Origin of the sequence: Mesorhizobium sp. M0870, from assembly GCF_040319775.1 — a bacterium.
Lineage (GTDB): Bacteria > Pseudomonadota > Alphaproteobacteria > Rhizobiales > Rhizobiaceae > Mesorhizobium.
Genome location: NZ_JAMYOI010000015.1, coordinates 52,420 through 75,420, shown reverse-complemented (window position 1 = coordinate 75,420; position 23,001 = coordinate 52,420). Strand labels below are relative to the sequence as shown.

At 65.1% G+C, this 23,001-nt stretch carries 14 protein-coding genes and 1 pseudogene; 8 read left to right on the top strand and 7 right to left on the bottom strand.

The window, feature by feature from the left end; translation table 11 throughout:
* Positions 1–39 precede the first annotated feature (39 nt).
* The 6 genes from NKH97_RS19200 (at position 40) to NKH97_RS19175 (ending at position 7,838) form a co-directional block, all read left to right on the top strand.
* The gene (locus tag NKH97_RS19200) at positions 40–537 is read left to right on the top strand and encodes a (2Fe-2S)-binding protein (protein ID WP_352441798.1); all 498 of its coding nucleotides are present in this window, start codon (positions 40–42) and stop codon (positions 535–537) included.
* Positions 534–1,592, top strand: a complete 1,059-nt coding sequence (locus NKH97_RS19195) for an FAD binding domain-containing protein (RefSeq protein ID WP_352441799.1) — start codon at positions 534–536, stop codon at positions 1,590–1,592. Before NKH97_RS19200 ends, NKH97_RS19195 begins: the two co-directional genes overlap by 4 nt.
* Positions 1,582–3,840: a xanthine dehydrogenase family protein molybdopterin-binding subunit gene (locus NKH97_RS19190; protein ID WP_352441800.1), complete on the top strand. Its 2,259-nt coding sequence runs from the start codon at positions 1,582–1,584 to the stop codon at positions 3,838–3,840. Before NKH97_RS19195 ends, NKH97_RS19190 begins: the two co-directional genes overlap by 11 nt.
* Positions 3,841–4,066: 226 nt before the next feature.
* Positions 4,067–4,546, top strand: a complete 480-nt coding sequence (locus tag NKH97_RS19185) for a (2Fe-2S)-binding protein (protein WP_023814336.1) — start codon at positions 4,067–4,069, stop codon at positions 4,544–4,546.
* Positions 4,543–5,526 (top strand): FAD binding domain-containing protein, encoded by a 984-nt coding sequence (locus tag NKH97_RS19180; protein ID WP_023814335.1) that lies wholly within the window; start codon positions 4,543–4,545, stop codon positions 5,524–5,526. The genes NKH97_RS19185 and NKH97_RS19180 overlap by 4 nt, the downstream gene beginning before the upstream one ends.
* Positions 5,523–7,838 (top strand): xanthine dehydrogenase family protein molybdopterin-binding subunit, encoded by a 2,316-nt coding sequence (locus tag NKH97_RS19175; protein ID WP_352798466.1) that lies wholly within the window; start codon positions 5,523–5,525, stop codon positions 7,836–7,838. The genes NKH97_RS19180 and NKH97_RS19175 overlap by 4 nt, the downstream gene beginning before the upstream one ends.
* Positions 7,839–7,995: 157 nt before the next feature.
* Here NKH97_RS19175 and NKH97_RS19170 read toward each other — a convergent pair whose 3' ends face one another.
* Both NKH97_RS19170 and NKH97_RS19165 read right to left on the bottom strand, forming a co-directional pair.
* A complete protein-coding gene (locus tag NKH97_RS19170; RefSeq protein ID WP_128305772.1) occupies positions 7,996–8,706 on the bottom strand; it encodes an outer membrane protein in 711 nt (236 codons plus the stop codon).
* A gap of 403 nt (positions 8,707–9,109) precedes the next feature.
* Complete coding sequence (locus tag NKH97_RS19165; protein WP_352798464.1) at positions 9,110–10,147, bottom strand: PAS domain-containing protein; 1,038 nt, start codon at positions 10,145–10,147, stop codon at positions 9,110–9,112.
* Positions 10,148–10,398: 251 nt separating this feature from the next.
* On the opposite strand from NKH97_RS19165, the gene NKH97_RS19160 reads away from it, so the two are divergent.
* On the top strand, positions 10,399–11,346 hold the full coding sequence (locus NKH97_RS19160; RefSeq protein ID WP_352798462.1) for an AraC family transcriptional regulator: 948 nt from the start codon (positions 10,399–10,401) through the stop codon (positions 11,344–11,346).
* 74 nt (positions 11,347–11,420) lie between these two features.
* Here the strand turns inward: NKH97_RS19160 and NKH97_RS19155 are convergent, their stop codons facing one another.
* Positions 11,421–11,933 (bottom strand): hypothetical protein, encoded by a 513-nt coding sequence (locus tag NKH97_RS19155; RefSeq protein WP_128305774.1) that lies wholly within the window; start codon positions 11,931–11,933, stop codon positions 11,421–11,423.
* A gap of 399 nt (positions 11,934–12,332) precedes the next feature.
* On the opposite strand from NKH97_RS19155, the gene NKH97_RS19150 reads away from it, so the two are divergent.
* Positions 12,333–15,899, top strand: coding sequence for an autotransporter domain-containing protein (locus NKH97_RS19150; RefSeq protein WP_352798459.1), 3,567 nt, complete (start codon positions 12,333–12,335; stop codon positions 15,897–15,899).
* Positions 15,900–16,011: 112 nt separating this feature from the next.
* Here NKH97_RS19150 and NKH97_RS19145 read toward each other — a convergent pair whose 3' ends face one another.
* From NKH97_RS19145 to NKH97_RS19130, 4 genes and pseudogenes are all read right to left on the bottom strand, one after another.
* Positions 16,012–16,893 (bottom strand): EamA family transporter, encoded by an 882-nt coding sequence (locus NKH97_RS19145; protein WP_031213978.1) that lies wholly within the window; start codon positions 16,891–16,893, stop codon positions 16,012–16,014.
* A gap of 213 nt (positions 16,894–17,106) precedes the next feature.
* On the bottom strand, positions 17,107–18,189 hold the full coding sequence (locus NKH97_RS19140; protein WP_352674166.1) for a sensor histidine kinase: 1,083 nt from the start codon (positions 18,187–18,189) through the stop codon (positions 17,107–17,109).
* A gap of 166 nt (positions 18,190–18,355) precedes the next feature.
* On the bottom strand, positions 18,356–19,846 hold the full coding sequence (locus tag NKH97_RS19135) for an efflux transporter outer membrane subunit (RefSeq protein ID WP_352798456.1): 1,491 nt from the start codon (positions 19,844–19,846) through the stop codon (positions 18,356–18,358).
* A 12-nt stretch (positions 19,847–19,858) separates the two neighbouring features.
* A pseudogene (locus tag NKH97_RS19130) lies at positions 19,859–23,001 on the bottom strand (efflux RND transporter permease subunit).

Genomic DNA, 23,001 nt, shown 5'->3' with positions numbered 1-23,001 from the left:
TCAATCCCATCCGCGTCAAGCAACTGGAGCCAGACGCCCATGACCAGCCTTCCCATCACCCTCACGATCAACGGACACAAACACGAACTGGAGGTCGATCCACGCGTAACCCTGCTCGACCTGCTTCGCGAGCGGCTCGATCTCACGGGCACCAAGAAGGGCTGCGATCGCGGCCAGTGCGGCGCCTGCACGGTGCTGGTCGACGGCAAGCGCATCAACTCGTGCCTGGCGCTGGCGGTCAGCCATGACGGCGCCCAAGTCTTGACCATCGAAGGCGTCGCCCACGGCGAGGAGCTGCATCCGGTGCAGGCCGCCTTCATCGCCCATGACGGCTTCCAGTGCGGGTTCTGCACACCCGGCCAGATCATGAGCACGCTCGGCCTGATCGCCGAGGCACAGGCCGGCGACGATCCCGAACGCATCCGTGAGGGGCTGAGCGGCAACATATGCCGCTGCGCGGCCTATGGCGGCATCGTCGAGGCCGTCCTGGAAGCCCAGCAACAGCTTGCCAAAGCCGACCGGAGGACCGCGGCATGAGAGATTTCGATTACATCAGGCCCGCCACCATCCCCGACGCCATCGCCGCGGCAGCCGAGCCGGGTTCGGCCTATCTCGCCGGCGGCACCAATCTGCTCGACCTGATGAAAGGCGGCATCACCAGTCCCGAGCGTATCGTCGACATTTCCCGGTTGCCGGAGCTCAACCGCATCGAACGGCTGGACGATGGTGGCCTGCGCATCGGTGCGCTGGTCCGTAATGCCGACCTTGCCTACGATCCGGCGTTCGCCAAATCCTATCCGGCGGTGGCCGAGGCGCTGCTGTCGGGCGCTTCGGCTCAGCTTCGCAACGCCGCGACCGTCGGCGGCAATCTGCTGCAGCGCACGCGCTGCAGCTATTTCTACGACACCGCCAGCGCTTGCAACAGGCGCGAGCCAGGCGCCGGCTGCGATGCGCTGGGCGGCGAGAACCGCCTGCACGCCGTGCTGGGCTGGAGCGATGCCTGCATCGCCACCCACCCGTCGGACTTCTGCGTGCCGCTGGTGGCGCTCGACGCCGTGGTCGAGATCGAAGGCAAGAAGGGCCGGCGCCATGTGACGCTGGAGGAATTCCACCGGCTTCCCGGCGAAACGCCGCAGCGGGAGAATGCGCTGGAGCCCGGCGACCTGATCGTGGCGGTGCGCCTACCGGCGGAGGCGGCCTCCTTCTCCGCCAATGCCCGTTACCTGAAAGTTCGCGAACGCACCTCTTATGCTTTTGCCGTCGTATCGGCCGCGGCAGCGCTCGTCGTGGATGGCGGCAAGATCCGCGCCGCAAGGCTGGCGCTGGGCGGCGTCGCGGCCAAGCCGTGGCGGGCACGAACGGCGGAAGCCGTCCTGCTTGGCGCGGACGCCAACGAGGTGACCTTCGCCAGCGCCGCGGAGGCCGCCCTGGCCGATGCCAGCCCATCCGGCGACAATGCGTTCAAGATCGAGCTTGCCCGACGCATCGTGGTCAGGGCGCTGATGTCTGCCCAGGCGGGAACGCCCGAGCGGCTGCCAGCCCTTCCTGCCTCCCCGTTCTCAAACATTCCCGGAGCGCGCCATGACGCTTGAACTCAGCCTCAACCAGCAACCCGCCCATGCCCGGCAGGGCTCCAGCATCGGCCAGCCGCTGACCCGTCGCGACGGCTTTCTGAAAGTCACCGGAGCCGCGCGCTATGCCGCCGACAACCATCCGCCCGGCATGCTTTACGCCGTGCTCGCTGTCTCTAGCATCGCGCGCGGCCGCGTTGCCGCGCTGGATATCGAGGCGGCCAAGGCGCACCAGGGCGTGGTCGAGGTGATGACGCCCAAGAACCGGCCGGCGCTAGCCGCCGATCCGGATGCCAAGGACCATCCCTTCATGTTCCGGCTCGACCTGCTGCAAAACGATCAGGTCCGCTACCCCAACCAGAGCATCGCCGTGGTGATCGCCGAGACGCTGGAGGCGGCGACCGAGGGGGCGGCGCTGCTGTCGCCGCGCTATGAAGTGCTGCCGGCGCGCGTTGGCCTCGACGGCGCTGAAAGCTTCGTGCCGCGCGGTGTCGGTGTCGGCGGTCCGGCGGTGCAGCACAAGGGCGATGTCGAGGCCGGCCTCAAATCCGCAAAGACGCGGATAGAGGCCACCTACGAGACGCCGGCCCAGTACCACAACGCCATGGAGCCGCATGCGATCGTCGTCGCCTGGGATGGCGACACACTGTCGATCGACACGCCGAGTCAGGGCCTTGCCATGGCGCAGGGCCGCATCGCCGGCCTGTTCGGCATCGCGCCGGAAAACGTCCACATCCGGAGCCCGTTCCTGGGTGGCGGCTTTGGCTCGAAAGGCATGATCTCCGGGCCGCAGGTGCTCGGCATTCTGGCGGCGCGCCTCGTCGGCCGTCCGGTCAAGCTGGTGCTGCGGCGTGAGCAGATGTACGGCCCGGTCGGCCACCGTGCGCCGACGCGCCAGACGCTGCGCATGGGCATGGATGGCGAAGGGCGGCTGACGGCACTCGACCATCACGCCAAGACTGCGTCGAGCACGTTCGACGATTTCTTCGAACCGGCGGCGGATGCCTCGCACACGCTCTATGCCAGCCCGGCCATCGCCACCTCGCACGATGCGGTGCGGTTGGACACCGGTACGCCGCTGTTCATGCGGGCGCCCGGCGAAGCCACCGGCTCGATCGCACTCGAAAGCGCCATCGATGAGGCGGCACACGCTTGCGGCATGGACCCGCTGGAGTTCCGGCTGCGGAACTATGCCGAGGTCGAGCCGATGACCGGCAAGCCGTTTTCCTCCAAGGCGCTGCGCGAGTGCTACAGGCAAGCGGCCGAGACGTTCGGCTGGGCGAGCCGCCCGCTTCAGCCTCGGCTGATGCGCGACGCCGACGGTTTCCTCACCGGCTGGGGCATGGGCACGGCGACCTTTCCAGCGCTCATGTTCCAGGCCGAAGCGCGTGCGGTGCTGAGGGCCGATGGCAGCGGCCTGATGGAGACCGGCGCGCAGGACATGGGGCAAGGCGCCTGGACCGCCTTCGCCCAGATCGCGGCCGACGGACTGGGACTGGATATCGACCAGGTCGATTTCAGGGCCGGCAGTTCCGACCTGCCCAATGCAGGCATTGCCGGCGGCTCCGGCCACACGGCGACGGCCGGCATGGCGATCCACAATGCGGGTGCCGCCGTCATCGCCAGGCTTGCCGATCTCGCCACCGGCAACGAGGCCTCGCCGCTGTTCGGCGCCGGCAATGAAGGCGTGCTGGCGCGCGGCGGCCACCTCTATCGGCGCGACGATGAAAGCCGCGGTGAAAGCTATGCCGAGATCCTCAAGCGCGCGGGCCTCACCGAGATCGAGGGCCATGGCAAAGGCGCTCCCGACCCGGCATCCCAGGAGACCTATGCCAAGCACGCGCACGGCGCCGTGTTTGCCGAGGTGAAGGTCGATCCGGATTTCGGCCAGATCCGCGTCACAAGGCTGGTCGGCGCGTTCGCCGCCGGGCGGATCATCAATCCCAGGCTGGTGCGCAGCCAGTATTATGGCGGCATGATCTGGGGCGTCTCGTTCGCGCTGAATGAGGAAGCCATCACCGACCGGCGCTCGGGCCGGATCCAGAATGCCAACCTCGCCGAATATCATGTCCCGGTGAATGCCGACGTTCCGTCGGTCGAGGCGCTGCTGGTCCACGAGGACGACCCTCATGTCAACGCGCTCGGCATCAAGGGCGTTGGCGAAATCGGCATCACCGGCACGGCCGGCGCCGTCGCCAATGCAGTCTGGCATGCGACCGGCGTGCGGCCGCGGCGCTTTCCGATCCGCATCGAGGACCTGCTGGGGTGAGGAGTGGTCCGCGTAGCGGACGGGAAGCCAATTGCTTGGCTCCCGTCCGACGAACGGTGAAAGCCCGGTCTGCCTTCGGGCGGATCAAAAGGTCCAGTGGACCTTTTTAAGGGGCTGAACGCCCGAAGGACAGGGAGCGGCAGCGAAGGGCCGCACAGCCGGCGCGAGGTCCCGCCGGCCAACATGAGTCAACCGACTTCGCGTCAAGCACTGGAGCCAGACGCCCATGACCAAAACAACGATCCCAGTTCATCTCGATATCAACGGTCATCATCACGATCTGCAACTCGAGCCGCGCGTCACGCTGCTCGACGCCTTGCGCGACCGGCTCGGCCTGACCGGCACCAAGAAGGGCTGCGACCACGGCCAGTGCGGCGCCTGCACGGTGCATATCGACGGCGAGCGTGTACTGGCTTGCCTGACGCTGGCCGCTCAGGTCGAGGGCCGCACCGTCACCACCATAGAGGGGCTTGCACGGGAGGGCGAAATGCATCCCGTGCAGGCTGCCTTCCTTGAGCACGACGCTTTCCAGTGCGGCTATTGCACGCCGGGCCAGATCATGTCGGCGGTCGCTTGCATCCGGGAAGGCCATGCCGGCTCCGACGACGAGATCCGCGAATACATGGCCGGCAATCTCTGCCGCTGCGGCGCCTATCCGCACATCGTCGCCGCCATTCGCCAAGCCGCCTTGGAGGTCGCATCATGAGGGACCTTTCCTATTTTCGCGCCAGCTCGGTCGATGCGGCACGCCAGGCGGCCGCCCTGCCCGGCGCCATGCTCTTGGCCGGCGGCACCACGCTGATCGATCTCGCCAAATGCGGCGTCGCCGAGCCCGAGACACTGGTCGACATCGCTCATCTCAAGGGATTGGACAGCATCGAGGTGGACGAACGCGGCGCCACCATCGGCGCGCTGGCCAGGATGAGCCATGTCGCCGACCATGCCGACATCAAGAGCCGCTTTCCTGCGGTGTCGGAAGCCCTGTGGCAGGCGGCTTCCGCGCAGATCCGCAACATGGCGACCATCGGCGGCAATCTGATGCAGCGCACGCGCTGCCCCTATTTCCGCGATCCCGCGAATTTCCCTGCCTGCAACAAGCGTGAGCCCGGCTCTGGCTGTTCGGCGATCGGCGGCGTTACCCGTGGCCATGCCGTACTCGGCACCAGCGAGGCCTGCATCGCCATGTATCCGGGTGACCTGGCCGTGGCGCTGGTCGCCTTCGATGCGATCGTGCATCTGGGCGAGCGCCAGATCCCGGTCGACGACTTTTTCCTGCTGCCCGGCACCACGCCGGATAGGGAACATGCGATTGAACCGGGCGAGATGATCACCGCCATTGAAATCCCCGGCTCGGCCGCTGCCCGGCGGTCGACCTACCTGAAAATCCGCGACCGGCAATCCTATGAGTTTGCCGCCGCGAGCGCGGCGGTCGGTATCGAGTTCGAACCTGACGGCCGAACGATCCGCGATTTGTGCGTCGCACTCGGCGGTGTCGCGACGAAACCATGGCGGGCGCGGACCGTGGAAGACGCGCTGAAGGGCAAGGCGCTGGAGCCGGAAACCGTGCGGTCCGCCAGCCTGCTCGCTGTCGAAGGCGCCGTCGACCATGGCGCCAACCACTACAAGATCGAGCTCGCGCCGCGCGTCGTCGCGCGCGCCATCCTCAAATTGGGAGAAACGGCATGACCGTTCACATCGCAAGCACCGTTCACGTCGGAAGACACGGCGATGCGTCCGACGGCGCTTTTGCCGAAGCCGTCGGCGGCCGGCTGTCGCGCGTCGACGGCCCGGCCAAGATCACGGGTGCGGCCAAATACGCCGTCGAGCAGCAGCTCGAAGGCCTCGCCTACGCCGTACTGGTCGAGAGCACGATTGCATCCGGCAAGGTGCGCGCGATCGACACCAAGGCCGCCGAGGCGGCGCCCGGCGTGCTGCAGGTGCTGACGCCGGACACCATCATCAGCCTGAGGACCGCGGCGGACTGGTTCGGCACACCGCCGCCCGACAAGCCCTATTGCCCGCTTGCGCGCGACATCACTTTTTCGGGCCAGCATGTCGCCGCTGTCGTCGCCGAGACCTTCGAACAGGCGGTGGCGGCGGCAGCACTGGTCAAGGTCAGCTATGACGAGACGCCTGCCATCGTCGACCTCAGCGATGCCAAGGCCGGCGACGGCATCCCGATAGACGCCATGACCAAGGAATGGGGCGATGCGCAAGGTGCGTTCGCGTCGGCACCGGTCCGCATCTGCGCCGCCTACAACACGCCGCGCGAATACCAGGCGCCGATAGAGCCGCATGGGCTGATCGCGCGCTGGGAAGGCGATAAGCTCACCGTATGGGAGCCGAGCCAGTGGCTGGACGGGATGGCGCGCACCTATGCCGAATGGTTCGGCGTGCCGTTCGAGAATGTGCGGCTGGTCTCGCCCTATATTGGCGGTGGCTTCGGCTCCAAGGCGCTGGCGCTCAGCCATGGCGCGGTGGCCGCATGTGCCGCCAGAATGCTCGGCCGGCCGGTGCGCCTGGTGATGACGCGGCCGCAGACCTTTACCGGCTATGGTGGCCGCGCGGCGACGCGCCAGACGGTGACGATCGGCGCCGACGCGCAAGGAAAAATCCAGTCGATCGTGCATCGTGGCATCAACGAGACGTCGATGGACGGCATGTGGGTCGAGCCGCTCGGATCGGTCATCTCGATCATGTACGCGACGCCGAATTTCTCCTCCAGGCAGAATGTCGTGCGGGTCAATTCGGTGGTGCCGGGCGCCATGCGCGCGCCGGGCGAAAACCCTTCGGCCTTCGGCATCGAAAGCGCCATCGACGAACTCGCCTACGAGGTCGGCATCGACCCCCTGGAGATCCGGCTGAGAAATTATGCCGAACAGGATCCGCATGCCAAGAAAGCCTGGTCGACCAGACAGTTGCGCGAGGCTTTTGCCGCAGGCGCGGAGCGCTTCGGCTGGGCCAGGCGCTCGCCCGAACCGCGCTCGATGCGCGACGGCAACCAGCTGATCGGCTGGGGAGTAGCGGCCGGCACCTATCCGGTTCGGCGCGCCTATGGCGAGGCGATCGTGCGTATCCTGGCGGACGGCTCGGTCGAGGTCGAGAGCTCCTCGATCGACATGGGCCAGGGCACCTACACAATCCTGGCGCAAACCGCCGCCGAAACGGTCGGCGTGCGAGCCGACGACGTGGTGGTGAAGCTCGGCGACTCCCGTTTCCCCCGCGCCGGCGTCACCGGCGGTTCGCGGCTTGCCGGCGTCATGACGGGTGCGGTCTACAAGGCGGCGACCTCGGCGCTCGACCAGCTGATCGGCCTCGCCATCAGCGATCCGCGCTCGCCCTTCCACGCGCTGCAGGCCAACACCTTGGTCGTCGCCAACGGCCGCATCGCCTCGCCGCGCGGCGACGGTCCCGATGTCTCGATCGCCGAACTGCTCAAAAGCGTCGGCCGCGACCACATCGAAGCCACCGGCGACACCATGCCGGCCAATTCGACGCCAGAGGATCGCTACAAGAACTACACCACCATCGCCATGTCGGTGCCGCACACCGAGGGCGACTATTCCCGCCACTCCTGGTGCGCGCATTTCATCGAGGTGCGCGTCGACGAGGACTTCGGCACGGTGCGCGTGTCACGCGTGGTGTCGGCGCTGGATTCGGGCCGGCTCTACAATCCCAAGCTGGCCGAAAGCCAGTGGAAGGGTGGCATCATCATGGGCATCGGCCAGGCACTGCTGGAAGAAGGCATCGTCGACCGCCGCCACGGCCGCGTCGTCAACAACAACCTCGCCGACTATCTCGTGCCAACCAACGCCGACATTCCCGACATCGAGGTGATCTCGGTCGGTATCCCCGACCCGCATTCCTCCGTGCTCGGCGGCAAAGGCGTCGGTGAACTGGCCATCGTCGGCGTGGCGCCGGCGATTGCCAACGCGGTGTTCCATGCGACGGGAAAGAGGATCAGGGATCTGCCGATCACGCTGGAGAAGCTAATCTGAGGGCGGTGGCTGATCTCCCACTCGAGGGAGATGTCGCCAGAGGCAACAGAGGGGGTCGCCGCGTGTAGAGCGCCGATCCCGTCTGCGGCAGCAGGCCGAGCCCCGCCGCCCCCTGGCCTGCCGGCCATCTCCCGAGGGAGATTTGTAGCACCAGCAATCAGAACTTGTAGCTGAGCCCGACCCGGATATCCTGCGTCTGGAGGTCGACATGGGTTTCCGTGGGCAGGCCGGCGGCCACCGAGAGGTCCTGGCTGCCGAAATCCGAGTAGCGATATTCGGCTCGAGCGATCCACTTGTCGGTGAAGGCGTGCTCGATGCCGGCGCCAACGGTCCAGCCGACATGGCTGTCGCTGTGGAGCGTTACTTCGGCGGCAGGGCCACCGGCGCTGACCGCAATAAGCTCATACTTGGCCGCGGCGACGCCGGCAGTGATGTAGGGCAAGGTCCGATCGAAAGCATAGCCGGCCCGCAGCCGCGCCGACCCCGACCATTTGAGTTCGCTCTTGAGCAAGGTGGTGACACCGCCGCCGCCGGCGTCGAGGGCCGTCAGCCCATCTATATTGCTGTACACAATGTCGGCCTCGGCGCCGATCACGAAGCTGTTCTCCATCTGGTAATTGGCGCCGATATGGACACCGCCGATAAATCCGTTCGGATCGGTGGAGACATTGAGATCGGTGGCCCCGCCCAGTCCGCCGCCGGCGATGAACAGATTGGATTTCCCGGCCGCGTAGCCGATGTCGACGCCGGCATAGAGTCCGGACCAGTCGTAGGTGGAGGCAACAGGCGAAACCTCATTGATATCAGCCGCACACGCCATACCGAGCGGCGCGAGAATCAAGGCCGTTGCGAGAAGAAGAGTTTTCATTGTTGTCTACCGCCCCAAGAATGTTGTGGTCCCCGCCGCGAATGCCTCGCGGAGATCCGGTGTTGTCGCCGCCCCGATGTCGCATTGTCCGTCGGACGTGTCTTGGGCTGGGCCGCACGCGAATTGTCCTGAAATGCAATGCCACGCTTTTTCGGCCGGTGTGGCCATTCAGCCTCAGTCGAATGACACCAGCTGGCACTGCCCAGCGCGGAGCCTGACGGCAACCATTCCCGCTACGGCTGGCGCGCGTTCATCGAGGTGCGCGTCGACGAGGATGTTGGGTCCCCGGCGATCGGCGCCCTTCACTGAGCTGCCAGCGGCGTGCCTATGTCCGAAACGAGTTTGACGAGATCGGCTTGGCGTCTCGTGCCGGTTTTGGCGAAGATGCGGTTGAGGTGGGTCTTCAAAGTGTTTCGCCGACACCGAGCGCCAGCGCGCTCTTCGACGCGGACAATCCGCTGCCGATGCGCAGCAGGACCCGCGCCTCCGCGGGCGTAAGGTCGAACAGAGTGGCGAGAACGGCTTCCGGGAGTGGAGAAGAAGACGTCGTGGTCGAAACGAAGACGGCGGCACATGCGGGCCGGAAAGCAGGGCGAGCGGTTCCTTCGGTCAACGGCAATATATAGGCGACGGCGGGCGGCTGACCTGGGGCCGAAATGGGCAGGCCTATACCGCGGGAGCCAAGCGAGGTAGCCGCGCTCGCCGCACTGGCGATTGCATCGAGCAGGGCGCGGGCCACCGCCGAATTCTGCACCTGGAGCAGACCGTTCCTGGAAAAAATGGGCCCTTGCAGCGAAAACATCCGTTCGGCAGCCCCATTCGCATGGAGGATTGCTCCGTTGGCGCCGGTAAGCACGACAGGCACGGCGAGATGATCGAGCGCCTGGCGGTAAAGGTCGGCGGTAACGCGAGCCTGATCGAGCAGATCTCCAATCAGCGACGCACGGCGCAGGTGCGGCGAGAGCAATGCCAGGAAGCGCTGTTCTTCAGCTGATATGATTCCCCTGTCGGCCCGCGTAGTGCAGCCCATGAGCCCGATCCGGTCCGGCGTATGGACGAATTTGGTGATGCAGGCTTCGCGCAATCCCTGCGGTTTGGCCCAATTCTGGAAAAATGGCGTCTGCTGGAGTTCGGCTTCGCTCATATGCGACAGCGTCGCAACGGGTGTGTCGATGTCGCCGACAACCGCGGCCTTCAGTCCGGGAATTGCGTCAAAGTCATAGTCCTCCTGGAGCACGCGCATTTGCACGGGATCCCAGGGCGATTGGGCCGCGAAGCGGCCATGATTGCCGGCAGTGCTGGCAAGCGCGACGGTGGTATAGGCTGCGTCTACAGCCTCCGTGATCCGGATCATTACCCCGGCCCAGCCTTCCGGATTCAAAACGCAATCGTAGATATCGCCGATGATCGACGAAAGGACTTCGCTGCTCAGTCTCTCCACCACGCCCCCAGTTTTCTGACGTGCCCACCTCCCCGGATGGCGGGCCGCCGTTCGTTGTAAAAGAGGCAATCTCACCTCGGAGGATTTGCCGCGTCATACTTTCGGGTGACGCCATGCGGGATCATGCTGGATTATATATCTAATTCGATCAGTTGAACGCCAAACGATCAATGTTCCAGGATCAGGAAACATTTCGTTTCGATATTCTCTGAAGCTGTGGGTATCGGGGTGTTCCATTGTCACGAAAGACGGTGTTTTCATCGGCTCAACTGCCGTCGCATCTCAATGATCGCGATCGATTTTCCCTCTGGCAAGACATCCATGTCGCGCAGATATGCTCGGTCGAATACGGCATGTCGGACAACCTGCCTTTCGAAGCTGCGATCGAAGCCACAGCTGTCGGATCACTGGTTCTTGGCCAGATGTCCGGAACGATCAAGCATGCGACGAGGAACGCGAGCAATATCGCCGATGACGGCAACGGCGGTTATCTCCTGCTGATCAACAAATCCGACACACTGTTGACCGGCGTCCAGGCCGGCCGCGACTATGATGTCGGGCAGGGAGAAGCGGTGCTGGTCACAGCATCGGAAGCGCTGAAAATGGCCGGCGCCGACAGCAATGTGTGGACAAACGTGGCGGTCCCGCGCAGCGTCCTCGCACGGGCCTTCCCGCAGATCGACGACAGGCTGGCGTTGAAGATCGGCGCCGAGAACGAAGCTCTCGATCTTCTCAAGCGTTATTGCCAACTTCTTGAAACCGGCCGCCCTCTCATCTCGCCCGATCTGATTGCGCACGCAACGGAAACGATCGTCGATCTGATCGGCCTGGTGACAGGCGCCAAGGGTGAGGTTGCCGAACTGGCCGGCTTGCGCGGTCTGCGGGCAGCCAGGTTGCAAGCGGTCCTGGTGAAGATCGCGGACAATTTCGCCAAGCCCGGCATCTCGGCGCAAGGCGTCGCACAGGAACTCGGCCTGTCGGCGCGCTATGTTCACAATCTTTTGCAGAAGTCGGGTATCAGCTTCTCCGAGCGCGTTCTCGAACTGCGCCTGCAGACGGCCCACAAAATGCTTTCGCAGAGACAGAATGGCGAGATGCGCGTCAGCGAAATTGCCATGACCAGTGGCTTCAGCGATGTGTCGTACTTCAATCGCTGCTTTCGCCGCCGCTTCGGCTACACGCCGACGAGCGCCAGATAGAACCGGATACCCGGAAACCTACACACGACTCGATTCCGATTACCTCTCCGTCAAAAGCCGAGATCCGGCGGCGATCAATGGCGCCTCCGAATGCAATGGCCGATCGACGGCTTAAGCGAAACGGGCGGATCTGCGGCGCTGACCAGCGCGAATTCAACCACCGACGCCACCTTCATCACGCTCAGCCTGCGTGCTTCCACCGATTTGGGCCTCGGCGAATCAAGGCGACGGCGCGCGGCATGCTCGGCTGACGCCATGCCTTCGGTGATGTCACGCCGACCTCGACGTTCGCTTTTGCCGGCGGCGATCTCTTCACCATCGCCGGCGAATGTCCTGCAAAGCGCGAAGCGCGCGCGATGATCCAGATGCGACGGCAAATCCGCCGATGAGAAGACGTTCTTTTGCAAGGGACGACCGGCCTTTTCCACAATCGCAGTCTTCATTTCGACACGCACCGTATTGGACCAGATCACGATCTGTCCAGGGCCGGAAATACTTGTGCGCCAGGTGACAACTTCAGTGCCACCCTGGACAAGGGTTGACTTAAGTTTTTTAGATTTGGCCGGTTGATTCCAGAAATAAAACACCGCCCTCGCAACTGAACCACTCCCGTACGACGTTCAGCGATTCGAAATCGAAATTTGAGAAGCTCACAGTGACGTCTGCACGATAGCGTTGCTAGTTATTCCTCGAAGAAGAGTTTGGAATAGAACGTTTTGTATTTGGTATTTTTCTCAGGTACTCAGTTGACATAACTCCAAGCATCACATTAGAGATTTCTATCAGGCAAGTCCGCCCCGGACTGATCCGGGGTCGCATGAATTGGCTGCGAGGGGCAAATCATGGGGCGTGTTCAAGATTCCGCCGGTCTTAGGCCTTCGGACCTAAGCCAGACCCCCCCGAATTCAGCCCGACAGAGCAACCTGCGTTCACAGGCGAGCCAGCTTGCGCTGCGATCCGCCATCGGGATTGCTGCGGCCGCGGGCGTGAGTCTGCTGGCGTCCGGCCAAGCCTGGGCGGATTGTCTCGTCGGTGCCGTCACTGTCCAATGCGACACGACCTCCACCACCGACACGACATTTCCCGCTGACGCACCCAACGATCGCAACTATCAGAACTTGTTGCCCACACCAGTCATCGTCACCGTCGATCCGGGAACGACGGTGAGCGGTTATGGCCTTGCGGTTTCCAACGCCGACACCGGCGGCGTCACCGTTACCAACAATGGCACGATCAGCGTCGATGCCGGCAACACGCCGACCGCGGGCGGCACGGCGGCCCTGTCGGTCTCGGCGGCTGGCGGCGCCATCACCTACACGGGTGGAAACATCATCAACCATGGCGCCGGCAACGCGTTCGATGTGACGCAGACCGGCGGTGTCGGCTCGATAGACATTAACGTCTCCGGCAATATCTTTTCGGCGGCAGGCGAAGGTATTACTGTCCGCGACGTCGCGACCAGCACCGGCATTTCGGTGACCACAAACGCGGTGACCGCACTCACCGCGGGCAAGGATGCCATCGACGTCCAGACCCAGTCGTTGACAGGCAATATCACGGAGGTCGCCAACGGCGACATCCAGGCGGGCAATGCCGGCATGGTGGCCGCGATCCTCAACGCTTCGGGGACCGGCAACATCGACGTGACCGCCAACGGCTCCATCGACGCCCGGTTCGGCATCGACGCCGAGAACTTCGGATCGGGCTCGACCACGGTGACCACGGTCGGTCCGGTCACCGCGACCAGCGGGAACGGCATCTATGCCCAGTCGGCCGGCGCCGCCGTCACCATAACGGCGGGCGACGTGGCGTCCACCGGCAACACGGCCATCATCGCCCAGCAGACCAAGGCAGGTGCCGCGGGTGCGGTCAATGTAACCGCGGGCAACGTCTCGGGCACGACCGGGATCGAGGCGACCAACAACGGCACCGGTGCGATCGGCATCACCGCCAATGGCACGGTGACCGGCACACTTGCCGAGGGCATCAAGGCGACCGGCAACGGCGCGGTGAGCGTGAGCGTCGTCGACACGGTGACCGGCGCCACGATCGGCCTGTCGCTGACCGGCGGCACCGGCGGTGCGGGCGACATCAGCGTCACCGGCGCCGGCGGGTTCGTCGGCGGGACCGGCAACGCTGCGACCATCCAGAACAACGGCTCGGGCACGGTCACGGTCGACATCTCCGGCGCGAGCAGCTCCACCGGCGGCGAAGGCTCCGTCGTGCGCGACACGGCGGCCGGCGGCGACATCAGCGTCACCACGGGCGCTGTCACCGCACTCACCGCGGGCAAGGATGCCATCGACGTCCAGACCCAGTCGACGACCGCCGATATCACGGAGGTCGCCAACGGCAACCTCCAGGCGGGCAATGCCGGCATGGTGGCCGCGATCCTCAACGCTTCGGGGACCGGCAACATCGACGTGACCGCCAACGGCTCCATCGACGCCCGGTTCGGCATCGACGCCGAGAACTTCGGATCGGGCTCGACCACGGTGACCACGGTCGGTCCGGTCACCGCGACCAGCGGGAACGGCATCTATGCGCAGTCGGCCGGCGGCGCCGTCACCATAACGGCGGGCGACGTGACCTCCGCCGGCAACACGGCCATCATCGCCCGGCAGACCAAGGCAGCAGGCTCGGGTGCGGTCAACGTGACCGTGGGCGATGTCTCGGGGACGACCGGCATCCGCACCCTCAACAACGGCACGGGCGCGATCGGCATCATCACCAACGGCACGGTCGAAGGCGATATCGCCGCGATTTCGGCGCAATCGAACAGCGGCAATGCGATCGGCATCACCCTTTCCGGCGCGACGCACAACACCGCCCTGACGGCCGCGGCGCTGGCCATCACTACCTCTGATGGTGCCACGATAATTCTCAATGGCGGTGCACTGACCGGCCGGGTGGAGCTTGGCGGTTATGCCGACCTCCTGACCAACCACGCTACCTGGACAACCGGCGGCACCAGCCTGTTCGGCGCCGGCATCGACACCGTGACGAATACAGCCGCAGCCTCTCTCAGAACCGCCAGCAATGGCGCAACGCAGGAGACCACCACCTTCAGCGGGCTCGAGTTGCTGTCCAATGCCGGACGTCTCACCATGCAGGATGGCGGCGCCGGCGACCGCACGGAGCTTGCCGCCACTGTGGCGCTGGCGGCCGGTTCGACCTACGCCGTCGACATCAACGCCGCACTTCAGTCGGATCTCCTTCACACCACCGGCACTGCCACCATCACCGGCTCGACCTTGGCGGTGACGGCGCAAGGCATCGCCGCCGGCCGCTACACCGTGCTGACCGCCGATCTGGGACTCACCGGCGAGTTCGCCTCTGTGACGGGGATCACCAGCACCGCGTTCCTGTCGGTGACGGATGCCTACGACTTGAACAATGCCTATCTCGATGTGCTGGTGTACGGCTTCACCGATATCGGGCTGACACCCAACCAAATCGCCACCGGCGGCGGCGCTGAAAGCCTCGGGGCCGGCAATCCTATCCATGACGCCCTTCTGGCGCTGCCGACAGCAGCCGCTGCCCGCGCAGCCTTCGACCAGCTTTCGGGCGAAATCCACGCCTCGGCCAAGGGCATGCTGGTCGAGGACAGCCGCTTCGTTCGCGACGCAGCGACCAGCCGCATCCGCGCCGCTTTCGGCGATGTTGGCGCGGCCGCATTGCCGGTCATGGCTTATGGCGAAGGTGGCCCGGAAATGGTCGCGGCCGACACCGACCGTTTTGCCCTCTGGGGCCAGGCTTTCGGGTCGTGGGGCAATACCGACAGCGACGGCAACGCCGCCGCCTTCGATCGTTCGACCGGCGGCCTGCTGGCCGGCGCCGACACGCTGGTGGGCGGCTGGCGCGTCGGCCTGCTCGGCGGCTACAGCCATTCGAGCTTCGACGCCGACGATCGCAACTCTTCGGGCAAGAGCGACAGCTATCATCTCGGCCTCTATGGTGGCACCAACTGGGGCGCCATCGCCTTCCGCACCGGTGCTGCCTACAGCTGGAGCAGCCTTTCGACCAAACGCTCGGTTGCTTTCAACGGGTTCACGGATGGGTTGTCGGCCGACTATGATGCCGGCACCGCGCAAATGTTCGGCGAACTCGCCTACCGGGCCGATGCCGGACAATTCAAGTTCGAGCCCTTCGCCAATCTGGCCTATGTCAGCGTCCATACCGACGGCTTCACCGAAGACGGTGGCGATGCGGCACTGACCAGCGCCGGCTCGAACGATGATGCGACCTTCACCACGCTGGGCCTGCGCGGTTCGACCGATTTCGCGCTCGGCGGCATGAACGCCACGGCGCGCGGCATGCTCGGCTGGCGCCACGCGTTCGGCGACGTCACGCCGACCTCCAGCTTCGCCTTCGCCGGCGGCGATCAATTCAGCATCGCCGGCGTGCCGATCGCCAGGGATGCGGCCGTCATCGAGGCCGGTCTCGACTTCAACATGTCGGCCAACGCGACGCTCGGTGTGTCCTATTCCGGCCAGTTCGGTGGCGGCACGGTCGATCAGGGCGCCAAGGTCGATCTCGGCATCAAGTTCTGAACAGCAACGAAGCGCGCCGGCCGGACAAAGGCAACGCCCGAACGGCGGTCGGCGACGGGACCGGCTTTACGGCACGATTCCGCATATCCCTCCCACCCTACTCCGCCCCACCCTACTCCGGCGATGGAACCGGCGGCCGTGATGTCAGCGCCGTGCCGAAGGCGGCGACAACGACGGCTGCGATCCCGGCCAGTTGCGTTGCGGTCAGGCTTTCATGCAGGAACAGGAAGCCGGCCAGTGCGCCCAGCCCCGGCTCCAGGCAGGTCAGCGTGCCGTAGATGCGCGCCGGCATGCGGGTCAGCGCCACCATCTCAAGGAAGAATGGCAACGCGCTGGAAAACAGGCCGACCAGCAGCGCGCTGACCAGGATCGACGGCGCCAGCAGCGCGGTTCCCGCCTGTGCCACGCCGAAGGGCAGCACCAGCACGGCGGCGATCGCCATGCCGTAGGCGGTGGTGCGAGTGCCAAGCTCCGCGCCGGCCTTCTGGGCCAGCACGATGTAGAGCGCCCAAAACCCGCCGGCCGCCAGCGCCAGCATCACCCCGATCGGATCAAGCGGCGCGAGGGAATGAACGAAGGGCGACAACAGCAGGATGCCGGCCACCGCCAGCGCGATCCAGGCAAAGTCGCTGGCGCGCCGCGAGCTCAAGGTCGCCACCAGAAGCGGGCCGGTAAACTCCAGCGCCACCGCGATGCCGAGCGGAATCCTGGCCAGCGCTGCGTAGAACAGGAGATTGAGCGCGGCGAGCGTCACCCCATAGGCGACCAGCCACGGCATGGTGGCACGCGAGGGCCGCATCTGCCAGGGCCGCAGCACCGCGATCAGCATCAGCGCACCGATGACCAGCCTGAGCGTCGTCGTGCCTTGCGCGCCGATCTGCGGGAACAGGCCCTTGGCGAAGGTGGCGCCGATCTGGATCGACACCATGGCGCCCATCAGTGCCGCGACCGGCAAGGGCGCTGCTTCGCGACTGGCAATCGGCGTCGATGTCACGTGATCCCATCCTCCATACCGCCGGGTCCAAACCCGACCGGCGGCATGGAGATAGGGCGAACCGGCCGACCTGTCGTGAGGCAGCCGCAACTGGCTGCTGGGGCAAGGACTGCAGGCACGCTATGAGCCTTGGGCCGCGAAGCGTTCATTGCCGCGGCGGACAAGGAATAGCTGGAGATGATCCTGTAGGTGTGAGAGCGCAACGACAACGCTTTAGGCGGTGGCAGCCGAGCGCTTGAAGACGATGGTGACCCGCGTACCCTCGGCAGCGCTCGACTTCACGTCGAACTCCGCCCTGGCATTCTCGGTTAGCGAGCGGGCGATCAGCGCGCCGAGCTTGCCGCTCTTGGGCCAGGTCTCGCCGTCCGGCAGGCCGATGCCGTCATCGGCGATCACGATGCGGCAGCCATCACCGTCGACGATGCTGTGCAGCGTGATCGTGCCGCCGTCTCGCCCCTGGAAGGCATGTTTGAGCGCATTGGTCAAAAGTTCGTTCACCACCAGTCCGGTCGGCATGGCGACATTGATCGACACCGGATAGGTGTCGACCTTCATGTCGAGGCGGATGCCCTCGACCGCATGCGAGTTCATCACCGCCGACGCGATCTGGCTGAGATAGACGCCGAGATCGACCTCATCCTTGCCATCGTCCCCCGACAGCGTCTGGTAGAGGATCGCCAGCGCGTCGACGCGCCCTGCCAGCCTCTCGAAACGCTTCTGGTCCGGCTCGGCCGCGTTTCGCGTCTCCATCCGGATCAGTGCGGTGATCATCTGCAGATTGTTCTTCACCCGGTGCTGCAGTTCGCGCAGCAGCGTGTCCTTCTCGCGGATGCGCTCATCGATCGATCGCGCATCTTCGGTTTCGCCATGGGCAGAGACGTCGACCAGCGCCACCAGCCGGAAGCAGGCCTTGCCATTGTCGTCCTCGATGACATTGGAATAGACGTCGACGATCGCCGGTTGGTCTTCTGTCCGCTCCAGCCGGAACGTACCGATGAAATCGGTGTCCTCGACCACGGCCTCGAACAGCGGCCGGCCCTTCTGCTTGTGCAGGCCGGTGCCGGAAAGCGCCGCCCAGTGTTGCCGAGCGAGCGTCGCCGCCTTGAGGCCGGACAGTTTCTCGAATTCCGGATTGGCATAGACGACACGCTCCTTCGCACCGAGGTCCGAGACGGCAATGGCGATCGGCACCTGGTCGAGGAACTTCTTGAACTGTTCGCTTTCCAGCGCGCTGGCAAGGTCCGGCGTTTCGAGCAGCTGCCCGACCGCTTCGGCCTTCTGTGTATCGGATGTCATCTGCGGCGCCTGTGCTGTGTAATGACCATCAATAACAGCGATACGATCACGCCGCCATCGCCAAAGCACGAGGCGGCATTTCACGCGCCGCCACGAGCGGTGTGTCGCACAATCTCGAAATCCGCGTAGCCGCCTCGAAATACTTGACCGAGGCCTTGGAAACCGCTCAGGCCGCCGGCTTCGACGCCAGCCGTGGACCGGTTTTGACGTCGACGACCTCAGGCTTGGTACTGTCGACCGCACCGTCCCAGCCGCCGCCGAGCGCCTTGTTGAGGGCGATGTAGTTGGTCGCCAGCAGGACGCGGCTTTGCAGCAGCGAGTCCTCGGCCGAGTAGAGAGAGCGCTGGGCGTCGAGCACATCGAGAAGGCTTGTCTCGCCGGCCTTGTAGAGCGTACCTTCGAGACTTGCCGCCTCGCCATAGGACCTCGCCGACGAGGCGAGCTTGCCGATCCGGATGCGCTCCTGTGACAACAGCACCAGCGCATTCTCGACATCCTCGAGCGCCGTCAGCACCGAAGACCGGTATGCGATGAAATATTGATCGCGCTGCGCCTTGGCGACCTCGACGGCGGCCTGCAATTGGCTGGCATTGAACAACGGCACGCTGAGCGTCGGCCCGAACGACCAGCCAATCGACGAATTCTTGCCGAGATCGCCGAGCTTCAGCGCCGCCGTGCTGATGTCTCCCGTCAGGCTGACCGAGGGATAACGGGCGGCTTCGGCCTGGCCGACCTTGGCGGTGTATTGCGCATATTGGCGCTCCGCCATGCGCAAATCGGGCCGCGACAGCAGGAGGTCGGCGGGAATTCCGGTGGGCATCGGCAGGCGTGGTGCAGGGATTGGCGCGACCCGCTTCAGCCGGTCGCTGAGCGCGGCCGGCGGGCGGCCGGTCAGCACCGAGAGACGATGCACGGCTTGCGCATAGCCTGCCTCCAGCGTCGGCACCGCGGCTTCGGTGCTCGCTGCCTGCCCCATCGCCTTGGCGACATCGGCGGCGGTCGCCGTGCCCGCCTGCGCCATGGTGCGGGTAAGTTCGGCGGTCTGCCTTTGCGACGCGGCCGAACGGCGGGCGAGCGCGATGCGGGCCTGGTAGCCGCGCGCCTGGGCATAATAGGAAGCGACATCGCCGACCAGGGTGAGAAGCGTCGAGCGCAGTTCCTCCTGCGAGGCGTGCAGCCCGTAACGCGCGGCCTCGACGCCCCTGCGGTTGGCGCCGAACAGGTCGAGTTCCCAGCTGGCGTCGAAGCCGGCCTGATACTCGCTGTAGGTGGCATCCGAGCCTGATGTGGTCACGGACGATTTGTTGCGGGTCGCCGAGCCGGAGCCGTCGACCGACGGCAGCAACGTGCCGGCACTCTGGCGATAGCTGGCGCGCGCCTCGCGGATTTTTGCCTTGGCGGTGGCGACATCGAGATTGCCGGCAACCGCTTCCTCGACAAGCGTGTTCAACTCGGGATCGCGCAGCCGCTGCCACCATTTCGACAGTTGCGCCGGCTGGGCAGGCTTTGTCGGCTTCTGGCCGCTCCAGCTTGCAGGCATCGCCAATATCGGCGTCTGATAATCCGGACCGACGACGCATCCCGCGAGCAGGACAGCGGTAAGCATAGGCGCAAGGAGCCGCCTCGCGGCCATCGAGCCACGTTCCAAGCCTGTCATGTGAAGTTTTCCTTATTGCTGGTTGGCCGTCACCGGCGTCTTGCCCGTATCTGGTTTGGCCGCCCGGCCCTTGAAGATGCGTCGCACCGTGACGAACAATAGCGGCACCAGGAACACGCCGATGACCGTCGCCGCGATCATGCCGCCCATCACGCCGATGCCGACCGAGTTCTGCGCGCCCGAGCCCGCGCCGCTGGCAATCGCCAGCGGCAGCACGCCGAGGATGAAGGCCAGCGACGTCATCAGGATCGGCCGCAGCCGCTGTCGCGCCGCCTCCAGCGTCGCCTCGACCAGCCCCATCCCGGCGGTCTGCCGCTCGATGGCGAACTCGACGATGAGGATGGCGTTCTTGGCGGCGAGACCGATCGTGGTCAGCAGGCCGACCTTGAAATAGACGTCGTTGGACTGGCCGAACAGGCTTGCCGCCAGCAGCGCGCCGAAGATGCCGATCGGCACCGACAGCATGACCGCGAACGGGATCGACCAGCTCTCATAAAGTGCTGCCAGGCAAAGGAACACCACAAGGGCCGAGATCGCATAGAGCGACAGTGCCTGGTTGCCGGAAAGCTTCTCCTGGTGCGACAGCCCTGTCCATTCGTGGGAATAGCCGGCGGGCAGTTGCGCGACAAGCTTGTCGATCTCGTCCATGGCGGCACCCGAGCTGATGCCCGTGGCCGCCGCGCCCTGGATCTCGACCGCCGCCGAACCATTGTAGCGCTCCAGCCTGGGCGAACCGAATGTCCAATGGCTGGAAGCAAAGGCGGAGAACGGCACCATTGCCCCGCTGGCATTGCGGACCTGCCATTTGTCCAGGTCTTCCGGCTGCATGCGGAAGTTCGGGTCCGACTGCAGATAGACCGGTTTCACCCGGCCGCGATCGATGAAGTCGTTGACGTAGTCGCTGCCCCAGGCGGTCGACAGCGTGTTGTTGATGTCGGCCAGGCTGACGCCGAGCGCGCTTGCCTTTTCCTGGCGATGTCGACCGAGAATTGCGGCTGGTCCTCCTGGCCGTTGGGGCGGGTGCTGGCGAGCACCTTGCTCTGCCCGGCCAGGGCCAGCAGTTGGTTGCGCGTCTGGATCAGCGCGTCATGACCGGCGCCGTTGACGTCCTGCAAATAGAAATCGAAGCCGTTGGTGTTGCCGAAGCCCTGGATGGCGGGCGGGGCGAGCGCGAAGACCTGCGCGTCCCTGATCTTGGAGAACGCACCCATGGCGCGGCCGGCGATCGCCTGTGCGGCCAAGGCAGACGATTTCCGCAGGTCGAAATCCTTCAGCCGCACGAAAGCGATGCCGACATTCTGCCCTGCGCCGCCGAAGCCGAAGCCGGAGGCGGTGAACACCCCGTCGACGACGTCCTTCTCCTGATTGAGATAATGGTTGGTCACCTCTGCCAGGACGCGCTCCGTGCGATCCTGCGTCGCGCCGACCGGCAGCTGCACGCTGGTGATCAGGATGCCCTGGTCCTCTTCCGGCAGGAACGAACTCGGCAGCCGGGCAAACATCCAGCCCACGGCAACGACGATGGCCAGGAACACGACGAGGAAACGCCAGGACCGGTTGATGATGCCGTGCGAGCCGTCGCGATAGGCAAGCGTGCCGCGATCGAAGACCCGGTTGAACCAGCCGAACGGACCTGTTTGCGTCGCATGGTCCTTGGGCGGCCGCAGGATCGTGGCGCAAAGTGCGGGCGTCAGCACAAGGGCGACCAGCACGGACAGCACCATCGCCGAGACGATGGTCACCGAGAATTGCCGGTAGATAATGCCGGTCGAACCGCCGAAGAAAGCCATCGGCACGAACACGGCCGAAAGCACGGTGGCGATGCCGATCAGCGCGCCGGTGATTTCGTGCATCGACTTGCGCGTCGCCTCCTTCGGCGGCAGGCCCTCTTCCTGCATCACGCGTTCGACATTCTCGACGACGACGATGGCGTCGTCGACCAAGAGGCCGATGGCGAGCACCATGGCGAACATGGTCAGCGTGTTGACGGAATAGCCGAACAGCGACAGCACGCCGAACGTACCGAGCAGCACCACCGGCACGGCGATCGTCGGGATGATGGTGGCGCGCAAATTCTGCAGGAAGATGAACATCACCAGGAACACCAGCACGATCGCCTCGGCCAGCGTTTTGACCACCTCCTCGATCGACAGCCGCACGAAAGGCGAAGTGTCGTAGGGATAAACGACCTCGACGCCTTGCGGGAAGGTCGAGCTCAGGCGGGCGATCGTCGAGCGCACCGCCTCGGCGGTGTTGATGGCGTTGGCGCCGGTCGCCAAGTTGACGGCGACGCCAGCCGCCGGCTTGCCGTTGTAATTGGCCTGTGTCGTATAGCTTTCGGCGCCGAGTTCGACGGTGGCGACATCGTTGAGGCGAACCAGCGAGCCGTCGGTCTGGCTCTTCAGGATGATGTTGCGGAACTGTTCGGCGGTCTGCAGCCGGCTCTTGGCCGTCACCGTGGCATTGAGCTGCTGGCCCTTGCGCGCCGGCAGGCCGCCGAGCTGGCCGGCCGAAACCTGCGTGTTCTGCGCCTCGATCGCGGTAGCCACGTCGCTCGGCATCAGGGCGTATTTGGCGAGTTGGTCCGGGTCGAGCCAGATGCGCATGGCATAGCCGGAGCCGAACAGCTGCGTCGAGCCGACGCCCTCGACGCGCTTCAGCGTGTCGTTGACGGTGGCGTCGACATAGTCGGCGAGATCGGTAGAGTTCATCTTGCCGTCGGTCGACACGAAGCCGATGACCATCAGGAAGCCGGTCGAGGATTTGGAGACGGTGATGCCGTTGCTCTGCACCACCTGCGGCAGCTGCGACTGCACCAGTTGCAGCTTGTTTTGCGTCTGCACCTGGGCGGTGTCGGGATCGGCAGCCGTGGTGAAGGTCAGCGTGATCGAGGCCGAACCGGTCGAGGTCGACGTCGCCGTCATGTAGTCGAGATTGTCGATGCCGGTCATGCCCTGCTCGATGACCTTGGTCACCGAGTTCTCGACGGTCTGCGCGTCGGCGCCCGGATAGGTGGCGCTGATATTGACCGTCGTCGGCGCGATCTGCGGATATTGCGAGATCGGCAGCGAGGTGAGCGCCAGGAGCCCGCCCAGCATGATCACGATGGCGATCACCCAGGCGAAGATCGGCCGGTTGATGAAGAATACGGACAT

Bases quoted from the DNA above. Each gene is read 5' to 3' on its own strand.
- NKH97_RS19140 (WP_352674166.1), bottom strand. From the start codon at position 18,189: ATGACATCCGATACACAGAAGGCCGAAGCGGTCGGGCAGCTGCTCGAA.
- NKH97_RS19180 (WP_023814335.1), top strand. From the start codon at position 4,543: ATGAGGGACCTTTCCTATTTTCGCGCCAGCTCGGTCGATGCGGCACGC.
- NKH97_RS19195 (WP_352441799.1), top strand. From the start codon at position 534: ATGAGAGATTTCGATTACATCAGGCCCGCCACCATCCCCGACGCCATC.
- NKH97_RS19135 (WP_352798456.1), bottom strand. From the start codon at position 19,846: ATGACAGGCTTGGAACGTGGCTCGATGGCCGCGAGGCGGCTCCTTGCG.
- NKH97_RS19200 (WP_352441798.1), top strand. From the start codon at position 40: ATGACCAGCCTTCCCATCACCCTCACGATCAACGGACACAAACACGAA.
- NKH97_RS19170 (WP_128305772.1), bottom strand. From the start codon at position 8,706: ATGAAAACTCTTCTTCTCGCAACGGCCTTGATTCTCGCGCCGCTCGGT.
- NKH97_RS19175 (WP_352798466.1), top strand. From the start codon at position 5,523: ATGACCGTTCACATCGCAAGCACCGTTCACGTCGGAAGACACGGCGAT.
- NKH97_RS19185 (WP_023814336.1), top strand. From the start codon at position 4,067: ATGACCAAAACAACGATCCCAGTTCATCTCGATATCAACGGTCATCAT.
- NKH97_RS19190 (WP_352441800.1), top strand. From the start codon at position 1,582: ATGACGCTTGAACTCAGCCTCAACCAGCAACCCGCCCATGCCCGGCAG.